Raw genomic sequence first — 14,162 nt, 5'->3', positions numbered from 1 at the left:
CTAAAATGCCCGGCTTTCCCCCTTCGTCGCCGGAACAGCCGTGAGCAAAGAACCCGATCGCCTATTCGCCCAGCCCCTGCCCCAGGTGCCGGACTTCGCCTTCAACGAAGACGTGGTGCGGGTTTTCCCGGACATGATCAAGCGCTCGGTGCCCGGCTACCCGACCATCGTCGAGAACCTCGGCGTACTCGCGGCGCAGTTTGCCCAGCCCAATAGTGTGCTCTACGACCTCGGTTCATCCCTCGGCGCGGTGACCCAGGCCCTGCGCCGTCACGTGCGCACCGACGGTTGCCGGGTGATCGCGGTGGATAACTCGGCGGCGATGGTCGAGCGTTGCCGCGAATACCTCAACGGCCAGGACTCGATGTTCCAGGAGTTGCTGCCGGTGGAGGTGATCGAGGGCGATATCCTCGCCCTGCAATTCCAGCCGGCTTCGGTAGTGGCGCTGAACTTCACCCTGCAATTTATCGCCCCCGAACAACGCCAGGCGTTGCTCTCGCGCATTCGCCAATCGCTGCTGCCGGGCGGAGCGCTGATCCTTTCGGAAAAGCTGCGCTTCAATGACCCGGACGAACATGCGCTGCTCACCGATTTGCACATCGCCTTCAAGCGTGCCAACGGCTACAGCGAACTGGAAATCGCCCAGAAGCGCAGCGCCATCGAAAACGTCATGAAGCCCGACAGCCTCGAAGAACACCGCGAACGCCTGCTGGCGGCCGGGTTCTCGAAAGTCGTGCCGTGGTTCCAGTGTCTTAACTTTGCCTCGTTGATTGCCTTGCCATGATTGATCTTTCTCCCCTCGCCCGCCACCTGGTCGGCACTCCCCTGGCCGTCTGGGCCCAGGGCCTGCAAGCGCAACTCGATGCGAAGATGGAAAAAGGCCATGGCGACCTGGAACGCTGGCAGAGCGCGCTGGATGCGCTGCCGAAGATCATGCCCAGTGAAATCGACCTGCTGAACGGCCTGGTGCTGGATACCGATTGCGACGACGACACCCGTGCGCAAATGCGTACTGCGCTGATGGGCCTTTGCCCGTGGCGCAAGGGGCCGTTCGATCTGTTCGGCGTGCACGTGGACACCGAATGGCGCTCGGACTGGAAGTGGTCACGGGTCGCGCCGCACCTGGACCTCAAGGGCAAACGCATCCTCGATGTGGGTTGCGGCAACGGCTATTACATGTGGCGCATGCTCGGCGCCGGCGCCGACAGTGTGATTGGCGTCGACCCGAACTGGTTGTTCTTCTGCCAGTTCCAGGCGGTGCAGCGTTATCTGCCGACGCCCAAGGCCTGGCACCTGCCGTTCCCGTTTGAAGACCTGCCGTCGAACATGGAAGGCTTCGACACGGTATTTTCCATGGGCGTGTTCTACCATCGCCGCTCGCCCATCGAGCATTTGCTGGCGCTGAAGGATTGCCTGGTCAAGGGTGGGGAGCTGGTGCTGGAGACGCTGGTGGTTGAAGGCGATCAGCAGCAAGTGCTGGTGCCGGAAGACCGCTACGCGCAGATGCGCAACGTTTGGTTCCTGCCGTCGGTGCCGGCGCTGATGCTGTGGCTGCGACGTGCGGGCTTCAGTGAGGTGCGCTGTGTGGACGTGAGCGTGACCACGGTCGAGGAACAGCGCGGCACGGAGTGGATGAAGTATCAGTCCCTCAGCGACTTCCTGGACCCTGAAGATCACAGCAAGACCATCGAAGGGCTGCCGGCGCCGATGCGGGCGGTGATTGTCGCGAAGAAATAAGACTGCTGTTGTGTTGAAGAAATAAGACTGCTGTTGTGGCGAGGGAGCTTGCTCCCGCTGGAGTGCGCAGCGCTCCCCAGATTTTGGGGCCGCTACGCAGCCCAGCGGGAGCAAGCTCCCTCGCCACAGGGTATCGCGTCAGCCTTTGGCTCTTCGCGCCTTGAAGAACTCGCTCAACACCGTCCCGCACTCCTCGGCCAACACCCCGCCCTCATACAGCACCCGATGGTTGAGAAAGCCCTGGGTAAAAAACTGCCCCTGGCTTTGCACAATCCCGGCTTTCGGCTCCAGCGCGCCGTACACCACCCGGGCAATCCGTGAATGCACGATCAGCCCGGCGCACATGCTGCACGGCTCCAGCGTGACGTAGAGCGTGCTGCCCGGCAGCCGGTAATTGCTGACAGCCTGAGCAGCGGCCCGAATCGCGACCATCTCGGCATGCGCACTGGGGTCGTTGCCGCTGATGGGGCAGTTGAAGCCGCGCCCGATTACTTCGCCATCCTGCACCAGCACCGCGCCCACCGGCACTTCGCCCAGCGCGGCACCCTGGGCAGCCAGGGCCAGCGCTTCACGCATGAAGTCCTGGTCGCGGCTGCGGTCGATAATCGCCGTGGGGCGAAACTGGCGCATCACGCCACCTCGATGGCGGCCATCAGGCCGGTTTCCATGTGGTCGATCACATGGCAGTGGAACATCCAGACACCCGGGTTATCCGCCACCAGCGCCACGCGGGCACGCTCGTTCTTGCCCAGCAGGTAGGTGTCGGTGAAGTACGGAATCACCTTGTGGCGGTTCGAGGCGATGACCTTGAAACTCATGCCGTGCAGGTGGATCGGGTGTTGGTACTGGGTCATGTTCTTCAATTCGAAAATGTAGCTCTTGCCCTTTGCAAGCTTGGCAATCGGGCGGTCGGCGCAGGTCTTGTCGGTGATGTCCCAGGCCTGGCCGTTGATCTGCCACAGGCTCGGTGGCTTATTGTCCACGTTCACCGAGACCGATCCAACCCATTCGAAATTGAAGTTGAGTTTCTCGGCATTGGCCAGGTCCGGCTCGGCAATCGGGTTCGCCGGCAACGCAGGCGGCCATTCGGTCGCCGTGTCGGTGCTGGCCACCGAGCGGAAGGTGCCCAGGCGTACCGGGCCGTTGCGGATCGACAATTCTTCACCGGCGGGCGGCGCCTTGATCGCCAGGCAGATGCGCATGCCAGGGCCGAGCCAGTATTCCTTGCCCAGCGGGCGCGGTTCGATGGGGTTGCCGTCCAGGGCATAGATCTGCGCTTCAACGTCGGGGATGTTGATGCGATAGGTCAGGGTGTTATCGAGGTTGAGCAGGCGCACACGGGTGATCTGCCCGGCCGGCAAATCGATCACCGCCTGGGACACGCCATTGATGGTCGACAGGCGTCCGGCGGTGCCGCCCCGGGCCGCTTCGCGGGGAATGCTGAAGGCGACAAAGGCGCCCTCTTCGTCCACGTGCCAGCTTTTCAGGCTCAGGGTGCGTTCGTGCTTGAAACCGGTGGGTTCGCGCTCCTCGATGATCAGCGGGCCCACCAGGCCACGGCCCAGTTCTTCGCTGCTGTTCACGTGGGGGTGATACCAATAGCTGCCGGCATCGGGCACGCGGAATTTGTAGTCGAAGTATTCGCCCGGCAGTACCGGCAATTGCGAGACATACGGCACGCCGTCCATTTCCAGCGGCAGGCGTATGCCATGCCAGTGGATGGTGGTGGCGACCGGCAGGTGGTTGATAAAGCGTACCCGCAGCCATTCACCCTGGCGCACTCGCAACTCGGTGCCCGGCGCCGAAGGGCCGAAGGCCCAGGCCTGGGTCTTGTGCCCCGGCACCAGCTCCACGTCCAGCGGCGCGGCGATCAGCTCGTAATCGTGCCCCGCCTCGGCCTCGGCCACCTTCCCGAGCCAGTAGCGATAGGCGCCACCGGCACCGACGCCCACCACCGCGAGACCGGCAAGACCACCCAGGATTTGTCGACGGGAAAACGATTGGGACACAACAACCTCACGTATCTGCCGCGGGTCCGAGACCCGCAAAGGGCAGATACCATACACCGGCATCACCTAAACAGTAAGGGTTCGCATTGCCACATGTGGGAGCGGGCTTGTGTGGGAGCGGGCTTGCTCGCGAAGGCGGTGGGTCTGTTACTCATGCATCGCCTGACACGCCGCCTTCGCGAGCAAGCCCGCTCCCACATTGGATCTTCAGCGCTCTTTTAATGTTTGGCGGCGGCCAGAATCAAGGCTTTCATCTCGGCGACGGCGCCTTTGAAGCCGACGAACAGCGCATGAGCCACCAGTGCATGGCCGATGTTCAGCTCGTTGATGCCCTTGATCGCAGCCACGGCTTCGACGTTATGGTAGTGCAGGCCGTGGCCGGCGTTGACGATCAGGCCTTCGCCCAGGCCGCAGTTGACGCCGTCGATGATGCGCTGCAATTCGTCGGCAACTTCGGTCGGCGTGGTCGCGTCGGCATAACGGCCGGTGTGCAGTTCGATGGCCGGGGCACCGACACGGCGCGAAGCTTCGATCTGGCGCTCATCGGCATCAATGAACAGCGAGACTTCACTGCCGATCTTCGACAGGCGCTCCACGGCAGCCTTGATCCGCGCTTCCTGGCCAGCCACATCGAGGCCGCCTTCGGTGGTCAGTTCCTGGCGGGTTTCCGGCACCAGGCATATATGCGCCGGGCGGATGCGCTCGGCGAACGCCATCATTTCCTCGGTGACGCCCATTTCGAAGTTCATGCGGGTTTGCAGCACGTCCTTGAGCAGCAGCACGTCGCGCTCCTGGATGTGGCGCCGGTCTTCGCGCAGGTGCACGGTGATGCCGTCGGCGCCCGCTTCTTCGGCGTCCAGCGCGGCCTTGACCGGGTCCGGGTAACGGGTGCCCCGGGCCTGGCGCAGGGTGGCTACGTGGTCGATGTTCACGCCGAGAAGAATGCGATTGCTGGTGGTCACGAAAAGCGCTCCTGAAGAGGGAAGGAATCGCTGTACAGCATACACGGGGATGTCAGGGCTTTCGAAACAACTCGCGGCTGACCAGTGGCCGACCGCCCAGATGCACGGCCAGGGCTTGGCGCATCAGGCGCTTGGCGGCGGACAGGGCGCCGGGGGCGGTCCAGTCGGCTTCACTCATGGCGAGCAATTCGGTGCCCTGGAACAAGCCGGGTTGCAGCAGGTAGACCCGCTCCAGGCCTGCGTCCACTTGCAGGCGATACATGCCGTCGGCGGCGATGGGCTCGCCGTGCAGGTCGTTGCTCAGTTCGAAGCCGTAGCCCAAGTCATCCAGCAGGCGCCATTCGAATGCGCGCAGCAGCGGCTCCAGGGGACGGCCTTCGGCGAGGGCGAGCAAGGTGGCGGCGTAGTGATCGAAGACGCCGGGGTGCGGGTCTTCGGCGGGGAGCAGGCGGATCAGCAATTCGTTGAGGTAAAGGCCGCTGAACAGCGCCTCACCGTTGAGCCAGTTGGAGGCGCCGGCAGCTTCCATGCGGCCGACGTTCTTCAGCTCGCCGCGTCCACGAAACTCCACTTCCAGGGCCACGAAGGGCCGCGCCAGGGTGCCGGCCTTGCCGCGCGCACTGCGCAAGACCGCGCGCAGGCGGCCTTGGGGCGTGAGGAAATCCACCAGGGCGCTGGTCTCGCGGTAGGCGCGGCTGTGCAAGACGTAGGCGGGTTGGCCGGTGGGTGGGGTTTGAGACATGGGGTTCTCGCTGCGGGAACACGGTCTGGAAAACAACGACTATCCAATGTGGGAGCGGGCTTGCTCGCGAATGCGGGGTGTCAGTCAACACATCTAGTGACTGATCCACTGCATTCGCGAGCAAGCCCGCTCCCACATTTGTCCTGCGGTGTTCCGGAGACCTGTTACAGGTCGCCGTAACCCAACGAACGCAACGCGCGCTCATCATCGGACCAACCACCCTTAACCTTCACCCACAGGTTGAGCATGATCTTGGAATCAAACAGCAATTCCATGTCCTTGCGCGCTTCGGTGCCGATGCGCTTGATGCGCTCGCCCTTGTCGCCAATGATGATTTTCTTCTGGCCGTCACGCTCGACGAGGATCAACGCATGGATATGCAGGGTCTTGCCCTGCTGCTTGAACTCTTCGATTTCGACGGTGATCTGGTACGGCAGCTCGGCACCCATCTGGCGCATGATTTTCTCGCGTACCAGTTCGGCGGCGAGGAAACGGCTGCTGCGGTCGGTGATCTGGTCTTCCGGGAAGAAGTGTTCGTTCTCCGGCAGGTAGCCAGCAATCACACGTTCCAGGGCTTCAAGGTTGTGCCCGTGCTGGGCCGAGATCGGCATGATCTGGGCGTTCGGCAGTTGTTCCTGCAGCCAGCTCAGGTGCGGCATCAGCTCGGCCTTGTCTTCGATGCGGTCGGTCTTGTTCAACGCGACGATCAACGGGCCGGTGACATACTGCACGCGCTCCAGAACCATCTGGTCTTCGTCGGTCCACTTGGTACGGTCGACCACGAAGATCACCACGTCGACGTCTTTCAACGCGGCCGAAGCGGTTTTGTTCATGTAGCGGTTGAGGGCCTTTTCGCCGCCTTTGTGCATGCCCGGGGTATCAACGTAGACAGCCTGTACGGCGCCTTCGGTCTTGATGCCCAGCATGTTGTGGCGGGTGGTCTGGGGCTTGCGCGAGGTGATCGCCAGCTTCTGTCCCAGGATGTGGTTCAGCAACGTGGACTTGCCCACGTTCGGACGGCCGACGATGGCAACATAGCCACAGCGAGTTGCGGTTGAATCAGTCATGGCCATTCTCCACGCCCAGGGCAATCAGTGCTGCAGCGGCCGCTACCTGTTCGGCAATACGACGGCTCACACCCTGACCTCGGCTTTTTTCATTCAGTAAGGTGATTTCGCATTCGACGAAGAAGACTCGGCAATGCGGTTCACCCTGGATATCCACCACTTCGTAACGCGGCAGGTCGCAACCACGGGACTGCAGGAATTCCTGCAGGCGGGTCTTTGGATCTTTGTTGGTGTCTACCAGCGTCAGGCTTTCGATTTCGGTCGACAGCCAGGCGACGACGCGCTCTTTCGCCGCTTCCATGCCCGCGTCGAGGTAGATCGCGCCGATCAGTGCCTCAAGGGCGTCGGCCAGGATCGACTCGCGACGGAAACCGCCGCTCTTCAGCTCGCCGGAGCCCAGGCGCAGGTAATCACCCAGGTCGAAACCACGGGCCAGTACAGCCAGGGTCTCGCCTTTCACCAGGCGCGCACGCAAGCGCGACAACTGGCCTTCGCGGGCCAGCGGGAAGCGATTGAACAGGGCTTCGCCGGCGACGAAATTGAGGATGGCATCACCGAGGAATTCCAGGCGCTCGTTGTTACGCCCGGCAAAACTGCGGTGTGTGAGGGCAAGGATCATCAATTCCTGATCCTTGAAGGTGTAGCCGAGCTGGCGCTCGAGACGGCTTAGAGAAACGCTCACGGTTTACCCACATTCAGTTCGAGGCACCGGTGGCCTGCGACGATTAACGCTGTGTTCAAATTCAAATCCTGGTGGTTGCTGCATGGGGCCTGGTTTTGTCCAAGCCCCAGAAAAGCATTCGGCGCTGTGTTCACAGCGCCGCATGGATTACTTGATCAGCCCGACCCGCGAGAAGTTCGGCAGGTGGCTGAGCTTGGGTTCCGGCCAACTCATCCATACCGCGAAGGCCTTGCCGACGATATTCTGGTCGGGGACCATGCCCAGCAGGTCCTTGGGAATATTCGGGTCATCCCAGTAGCGGCTGTCGTTGGAGTTGTCGCGGTTGTCGCCCATCATGAAGTAGTGCCCGGCAGGCACTGTCCACTGGTTGTCAGGCGGCGAACGGTAGCGGCTCATCTCCTTGCGGATTTCGTGCTCTACCGCCCCGAGTTTTTCCTGGTACAGCTCGGCGCTGCCCAGGGTGTTCGGCTCGGAACCGATCAGTTTTTCTGCCACCGACTCGCCGTTGACGAACAGGCGCTTTTCACTGGTGTAGCGAATCACGTCGCCCGGCAGGCCCACTACACGCTTGATGTAGTTGACGTTCGGGTCGCTTGGGTAGCGAAACACCATCACATCGCCGCGCTGCGGGTCACCGATCTCGATCACTTTCTTGTCGATCACCGGCAAGCGGATCCCGTAGGAAAACTTGTTCACCAGGATGAAGTCGCCCACGTCCAGGGTAGGTTTCATCGAGCCCGAAGGGATCTGAAACGGTTCCACCAGGAACGAACGCAGCACCAGCACGATGAACAACACCGGGAAGAACGACTTGCCGTATTCAACCAGCATCGGCTCTTTGTTCAGTTTCTCGATCACCGCCACATCGGGCTGGCTGACGCTGCCCTGATAGGACGCGATGGCTGCCCGGCGACGCGGGGCGAAGAACACCAGATCGAGCAACGCCAATAGACCGCAAACGGCAACGGCGATGACCAGCAACAGCGGGAAATTTAGTGACATAGGACCTAACTATCCAACCTGAGCACCGCAAGGAAGGCTTCTTGTGGAATTTCCACGTTACCCACTTGCTTCATGCGTTTTTTACCGGCCTTTTGCTTCTCGAGCAGCTTGCGCTTACGGCTGACGTCGCCGCCATAGCATTTGGCCAGTACGTTCTTTCTGAGTGCCTTGACGGAAGTCCGTGCAATGATCTGCCCGCCGATGGCGGCCTGGATCGCGACGTCGAACATCTGGCGCGGAATCAGTTCTTTCATCTTTTCGGTCAACTGGCGACCTTTGTAGTGCGCGTTGTCCTTGTGCACGATCAGCGCCAGGGCATCCACCTTGTCGCCGTTGATCAGTACATCCAGCTTCACCAGATTAGCTGATTGGTAACGGTCAAAATGGTAATCCAGCGAAGCATAGCCGCGGCTGGTGGATTTGAGACGGTCGAAGAAGTCCAGGACCACTTCGTTCATCGGCAAATCGTAGGTCACTTGCACCTGGGTACCGAGGAACAGCATGTCGTGCTGTACGCCACGCTTTTCGATACACAGGGTAATGACGTTGCCCAGATGCTCTTGTGGCACAAGAATATTGGCCCGCACGATCGGTTCGCGCATGTCTTCGATGGAAGACAGATCCGGAAGCTTGGACGGGTTGTCGACGTAAATCGTTTCACCGGTTTTCAGCGCCAGCTCAAAAATAACCGTCGGCGCGGTGGTGATCAGGTCCAGGTCGTATTCGCGCTCGAGGCGCTCCTGGATGATTTCCATGTGCAGCATGCCCAGGAACCCGCAGCGGAAGCCGAACCCGAGGGCGTCGGAGCTTTCCGGGGTGTACTGCAACGACGAGTCGTTGAGGGTCAGCTTCTGCAGGGCTTCGCGGAAGTCCTCGAAGTCATCGGAGCTGACCGGGAACAGGCCGGCGTAAACCTGCGGCTGGATGCGTTTGAAGCCCGGCAGCACGTCGACGTCAGGGGTGGAGCTCAAGGTCAGGGTGTCACCTACCGGTGCACCGTGGATGTCCTTGATACCGGCGATGATGAAGCCTACTTCGCCGGCTTTCAGATCAGTGGTAGCCGTGTGCTTCGGGTTGAATACACCGACGCTGTCCACCAGGTGGATCTTGCCGGTGGACTTGACCAGGATCTTGTCGCCCTTCTTCACACGGCCGTGGCGCACGCGTACCAGGGAAACAACGCCCAGGTAGTTGTCGAACCAGGAGTCGATGATCAACGCTTGCAGCGGATCTTCGTAGTTGCCGGTGGGGGCTGGAATGGTCTTGACCAGGCGCTCGAGCACTTCGTCGACGCCCAGGCCGGTCTTGGCGCTGCACTCGACGGCGTCGGTGGCGTCAATGCCGATGATCTTCTCGATCTCTTCCTTGACGCGGTCCGGATCGGCCTGAGGCAGGTCGATCTTGTTCAGCACCGGCATCACTTCCAGGCCTTGCTCGATGGCGGTGTAGCAGTTGGCCACGGACTGGGCTTCAACGCCCTGGCCCGCGTCCACTACCAGCAACGCACCTTCGCAGGCCGCCAGGGAACGGCTGACTTCATAGGTGAAGTCGACGTGGCCCGGGGTGTCAATGAAGTTGAGCTGGTACTTGATACCGTCTTTGGCGGTGTAGTACAGGGTTACGCTGTGGGCCTTGATGGTGATCCCGCGCTCGCGCTCGAGGTCCATGGAGTCCAGCACCTGGGCTTCCATTTCACGCTCGGCAAGGCCGCCGCACATCTGGATGAATCGATCGGCCAGCGTCGACTTGCCATGGTCAATGTGGGCGATGATGGAGAAATTGCGGATATGACTCAAATCACTCACGGATCAACACTCAAAAAGGCTGCAGGCAGACTGCCCGCTGAAAAATAGCCGGGAATTGTACCTGATGCGCAGACCAGACGTCATCCATGGCGACCAAGAACAAAAATGCCCCGGTCGTTCGAACGGGGCATTTTTTGTTCATAAGCGCGGGCTCAACCGGCCCGACGCAACAGCCAGAAGCCGGCCACAGCGCAGATCGCGGTCGGCACCAGCACCGCAAACAGCGGCGAGAAACCGAATACCAGGCTGGACGGCCCCAGCAGGTCCTGGGCGATACGGAAGGTGAAACCCACCAGTACGCCGGTAAACACGCGCTGGCCGAGGGTCACGGAACGCAACGGGCCAAAGATGAACGAGATCGCCATCAGCACCAGCGCAGCCGTCACCACCGGCTGCAACACCTTGACCCAAAACGCCAGCCAGTAACGGCCGTTGTTCAAGCCCTGGTCCTTGAGGTAATGGATATACCCCCACAGGCCGGAGATAGGCAGGCTTTCCGGGATCATCACCACGGTATTCAGCAATTCGGGCTTGAGGGAAATATCCCACTGCTCCGTCGGCACATTGATCACTTCGGTGGTCGATGCCGCACCCTTGCCGATATCACGGAAATAGGTGGTGGTCACATCGCTCAGTTGCCACTTTTCGTCGGCGTACTGTGCACGTTTGGCGAAGCTCGACGACAGCAGGTGACGTTCCTTGTCGAAGTGGTAGCGGGTGACACCCACCAGCAAGCCACCCGGCTGCACGGCGTTGATGTGGATAAACTCCTCACCCTGGCGGTGCCACAGGCCATGCTTGGAGCTCTGGGCATCGCCCGAACCCTGGGCCAGGGCACGATTGGCCTGGGCCGTGGACTCGGCTGGAGGCGCCACGTATTCACCGATCAGCACGCTGACCACCATCAGCAACAGCATGGGCTTCATGACCGCCCACACGATGCGACCGATGGAAACACCCGCCGCGCGCATGATGGTCAGCTCGCTGTTGCTGGCCAGGCTGCCCAGGCCGATCAGGCAGCCGATCAGCGCAGCCATCGGCATCATGTCGTACAGGCGACGGGGCGCCGTCAGCGCCACGTAGCTCAGGACGTCGGTAACGGTGTAGGTATCGCTGACGTTGCCGACTTCATCAATGAAGGCGAACAACGAGGCCAGCCCCAGAATAATGCCCAATACCGCAAGGATTGCGACCAGGACGCTGCTACCAATGTAGCGGTCGAGCTTAACCACGGGCCATCTCCTTCACGCTGCGACGACTCCGCATCTTCAACCGCATCGGTTCCCAATAAAGCAGCCCCAGGCCAATGGCCAGGAAGACCCCGTGGACCCACCACAACCCAAGGGCCGGCGGCAGTTTGCCCTTCTCCAGGGAGCCGCGGGCGGAAATCAGGATGGTCAGGTAAGCCATATAAAGCAGGATCGCCGGCAGCAGCTTGAGGAAGCGGCCCTGGCGCGGGTTGACCCGGGACAGCGGCACTGCCATCAAGGTCACGATAAACACCAGCAACGGCAGGGAAATCCGCCATTGCAGCTCGGCGATCGAACGCAGTTCCTTGCTGCCGATCAGGTCTGGGGTCGGGATCGCGTCGCGGTCGGTGACCTCATCGCTGACATCCGGCCGGGCCAGCATCACGCCATAGGTGTCGTACTTGATTGCGCGGTAATCGGCCTGACCGGGGCTGCCGTCATAGCGATAGCCATCTTCCAGGATCAGGTAACGGCTGCCATCCGGACGCACTTCCTGGCGCCCCTTGTCGGCCACCAGAATCGAAATACCACGGTCTTTCTGGTTCTGGCCGAGGTTTTTCTGGGAGATGAACACCCCTCCCAGGTTGGCACGGTCATCCGACATTTGCTCGGTATAGGTCACCCGGGTGCCGTCGTTGAGCGCTTGGAAGCGGCCCGGCTCCAGGGTGTCGAATTCGGTCATGGCGTCCTGTTTGTTCAGCACCAGCTGGAACTGCATGGCGCCCTGGGGTGCCAGGCTCAAGCTCAGCCAGGCCACCACCAGCGCGATACCGGTGGCCGGAACCATGGTCATGGCCAGCAAACGTTGCTGGCTCATGCCGGTGGCCGACAACACGGTCATTTCGCTTTCAAGGTACAAGCGGCCGTAGGCCAGCAGAATCCCGAGAAACAGGCCCAATGGCAGGATCAACTGCAGGAAGCCCGGCAGGCGAAAGCCCATGATCAGGAACAGCGAACCCGGATCCAGGGCACCCGAGGCAGCCTGGGCGAGGTATTTGACGAAGCGACCACTCATGATGATGACCAGCAATACCGCACTCACGGCACTCAGGGTCAACAGGACTTCGCGGGATAGATAACGGAAGACGATCAAACCAGACACTCCAGGGTTGTCAGGCTAAGGCGGCCAAACAAGCAAGCATATCGAGTCGACCCATTGCTGCAGGCCGGCTAAAAAGATGGCGCATTATCCTGTGATTGACCGCACCTGTCACTGAGCTTGCTCATACGCGTGCACAAAGCTGCCCGCAAGGGTTGTCAGGCTCGGGCGGCGAGGTTCAAACTGCGGCCTTTGTCGCGGGCGGCCTACAGGCTGCCAAGCTTACAAGCCGGAGTACAGACTCCTGGCTCACTGACCTTTATAAGGGACCCGAAAATGGAACTGGTTGTAAAAAGCGTTAGCCCCGAAACGTTGAAAACCGCCACCCTCGTGGTCGCTGTCGGCGAAGGCCGCAAGCTCGGCGTTGCCGCCAAGCAACTGGACGAACTGAGCGGCGGCGCCATCAGCGCAGTCCTCAAGCGCGGCGACCTGGCCGGCAAGGTCGGCCAAAGCCTGCTGCTGCAAAGCCTGCCTAACCTTAAAGCCGACCGCGTATTGCTGGTGGGCGTTGGTAAAGACGCCGAACTGGGCGACCGTCCGTTCCGCAAGATCATCGCCGGCATCCTCAACACCCTCAAGGGCCTGGGCGGCACCGACGCGGCCCTGGCGCTGGACGAAGTCGTGGTCAAGGGCCGCGACAGCTACGGCAAGACCCGCCTGCTGGCCGAAAGCCTGCTGGACGGCGGCTACGTCTTCGACCAGTTCAAGAGCACCAAGGCCGAACCCCGCGCCCTGAAGAAAGTCACCCTGCTGACCATCAAGGCGGCCCAGGCTGAAGTCGAACGCGCCGTGACCCACGCCCAGGCCATCGCCGGCGGCATGGCGTTCACCCGTGACCTGGGCAACCTGCCACCGAACATCTGCCACCCAACCTACCTGGGCGAGCAAGCCAAGGCGCTGGGCAAGGAATTCAAGGGCCTGAAAGTCGAAGTCCTGGATGAGAAGAAGATCAAGGAACTGGGCATGGGCTCGTTCTATGCCGTGGGCCAGGGCAGCGACCAGCCGCCACGCCTGATCGTGATGCAATACAACGGCGGCAAGAAGTCCGAGAAGCCATTTGCCCTGGTCGGCAAAGGCATCACCTTCGACACCGGCGGCATCAGCCTCAAGCCGGGCCTGGGCATGGACGAGATGAAGTACGACATGGGCGGCGCCGCCAGCGTGTTCGGCACCCTGCGTGCCGTGCTGGAACTCAAGCTGCCGATCAACCTGGTGTGCATCCTGGCCTGCGCCGAGAACATGCCGAGCGGCGGCGCGACCCGTCCGGGCGACATCGTCACCACCCTCAGCGGCCAGACCGTGGAAATCCTCAACACTGACGCCGAAGGCCGCCTGGTGCTGTGCGACGCCCTCACCTACGCCGAGCGCTTCAAGCCGCAAGCCGTGATCGACATCGCCACCCTGACCGGTGCCTGCGTGGTTGCCCTGGGCGCCCACACGTCGGGCCTGCTGGGCAACAGCGACGAACTGATCGGCCAACTGCTCAGCGCCGGCCAGGCTGCAGACGATCGCGCCTGGCAACTGCCGCTGTTCGATGAGTACCAGGAACAGCTGGACAGCCCGTTCGCCGACATCGCCAACATTGGCGGCCCGAAAGCCGGCACCATCACTGCGGCGTGCTTCCTGTCGCGTTTCGCCAAGAACTTCAACTGGGCCCACCTGGACATCGCCGGCACCGCCTGGACCAGCGGCGGCAAGGACAAGGGCGCCACTGGCCGTCCGGTTCCATTGCTGACCCAGTACCTGCTGGACCGCGCCAAAGCCTGAAAATGAAGATCCCCGGGCGCTTGTAAAGCCGCCCGGGGCT

13 protein-coding genes are annotated in these 14,162 nt (G+C 61.6%); 3 read left to right on the top strand and 10 right to left on the bottom strand.

Annotated features, from left to right (window positions below; translation table 11 throughout):
* The first annotated feature begins 40 nt into the window (after positions 1 to 40).
* Together cmoA and cmoB are read left to right on the top strand one after the other, a co-directional pair.
* Positions 41 to 784 (top strand): carboxy-S-adenosyl-L-methionine synthase CmoA, encoded by a 744-nt coding sequence (cmoA, locus tag AC3WKX_RS16615; RefSeq protein WP_102605185.1) that lies wholly within the window; start codon positions 41 to 43, stop codon positions 782 to 784.
* Positions 781 to 1,737, top strand: coding sequence for a tRNA 5-methoxyuridine(34)/uridine 5-oxyacetic acid(34) synthase CmoB (gene cmoB / locus AC3WKX_RS16610; protein WP_003210420.1), 957 nt, complete (start codon positions 781 to 783; stop codon positions 1,735 to 1,737). The genes cmoA and cmoB overlap by 4 nt, the downstream gene beginning before the upstream one ends.
* Before the next feature lie 138 nt (positions 1,738 to 1,875).
* Here cmoB and tadA read toward each other — a convergent pair whose 3' ends face one another.
* From tadA to lptF, 10 genes are all read right to left on the bottom strand, one after another.
* Positions 1,876 to 2,367, bottom strand: a complete 492-nt coding sequence (gene tadA / locus AC3WKX_RS16605; RefSeq protein WP_003210422.1) for a tRNA adenosine(34) deaminase TadA — start codon at positions 2,365 to 2,367, stop codon at positions 1,876 to 1,878.
* Positions 2,367 to 3,746 carry a multicopper oxidase family protein gene (locus AC3WKX_RS16600; protein ID WP_087695164.1) on the bottom strand — a complete coding sequence of 460 codons (1,380 nt, stop codon included), beginning with the start codon at positions 3,744 to 3,746 and terminating at the stop codon, positions 2,367 to 2,369. The genes tadA and AC3WKX_RS16600 overlap by 1 nt, the downstream gene beginning before the upstream one ends.
* 218 nt (positions 3,747 to 3,964) lie before the next feature.
* The gene (gene pdxJ, locus AC3WKX_RS16595) at positions 3,965 to 4,708 is read right to left on the bottom strand and encodes a pyridoxine 5'-phosphate synthase (RefSeq protein ID WP_003210427.1); all 744 of its coding nucleotides are present in this window, start codon (positions 4,706 to 4,708) and stop codon (positions 3,965 to 3,967) included.
* A 52-nt stretch (positions 4,709 to 4,760) separates the two neighbouring features.
* Complete coding sequence (gene recO / locus AC3WKX_RS16590) at positions 4,761 to 5,450, bottom strand: DNA repair protein RecO (protein ID WP_003210428.1); 690 nt, start codon at positions 5,448 to 5,450, stop codon at positions 4,761 to 4,763.
* Positions 5,451 to 5,614: 164 nt separating this feature from the next.
* Positions 5,615 to 6,517, bottom strand: a complete 903-nt coding sequence (gene era, locus AC3WKX_RS16585) for a GTPase Era (protein ID WP_003210432.1) — start codon at positions 6,515 to 6,517, stop codon at positions 5,615 to 5,617.
* The gene (gene rnc, locus AC3WKX_RS16580; protein ID WP_003210434.1) at positions 6,510 to 7,199 is read right to left on the bottom strand and encodes a ribonuclease III; all 690 of its coding nucleotides are present in this window, start codon (positions 7,197 to 7,199) and stop codon (positions 6,510 to 6,512) included. The genes era and rnc overlap by 8 nt, the downstream gene beginning before the upstream one ends.
* Positions 7,200 to 7,346: 147 nt before the next feature.
* A complete protein-coding gene (gene lepB, locus AC3WKX_RS16575) occupies positions 7,347 to 8,201 on the bottom strand; it encodes a signal peptidase I (RefSeq protein ID WP_102605184.1) in 855 nt (284 codons plus the stop codon).
* A 5-nt stretch (positions 8,202 to 8,206) separates the two neighbouring features.
* On the bottom strand, positions 8,207 to 10,006 hold the full coding sequence (lepA, locus tag AC3WKX_RS16570; protein WP_003210439.1) for a translation elongation factor 4: 1,800 nt from the start codon (positions 10,004 to 10,006) through the stop codon (positions 8,207 to 8,209).
* Between the two features lie 152 nt (positions 10,007 to 10,158).
* Positions 10,159 to 11,238: an LPS export ABC transporter permease LptG gene (lptG, locus tag AC3WKX_RS16565; RefSeq protein ID WP_003210440.1), complete on the bottom strand. Its 1,080-nt coding sequence runs from the start codon at positions 11,236 to 11,238 to the stop codon at positions 10,159 to 10,161.
* Complete coding sequence (gene lptF, locus AC3WKX_RS16560; RefSeq protein WP_003210442.1) at positions 11,231 to 12,349, bottom strand: LPS export ABC transporter permease LptF; 1,119 nt, start codon at positions 12,347 to 12,349, stop codon at positions 11,231 to 11,233. The genes lptG and lptF overlap by 8 nt, the downstream gene beginning before the upstream one ends.
* Positions 12,350 to 12,631: 282 nt before the next feature.
* Here lptF and AC3WKX_RS16555 point away from each other — a divergent pair, with 282 nt between their 5' ends.
* Positions 12,632 to 14,122, top strand: a complete 1,491-nt coding sequence (locus AC3WKX_RS16555; protein WP_003210444.1) for a leucyl aminopeptidase — start codon at positions 12,632 to 12,634, stop codon at positions 14,120 to 14,122.
* Positions 14,123 to 14,162: the final 40 nt, after the last annotated feature.

The sequence above is a fragment of the Pseudomonas sp. GP01-A4 genome, from assembly GCF_058780865.1.
The sequence above is the reverse complement of the archived record's forward strand: the minus strand, read 5'-3'. Positions and strand labels throughout refer to the sequence as shown.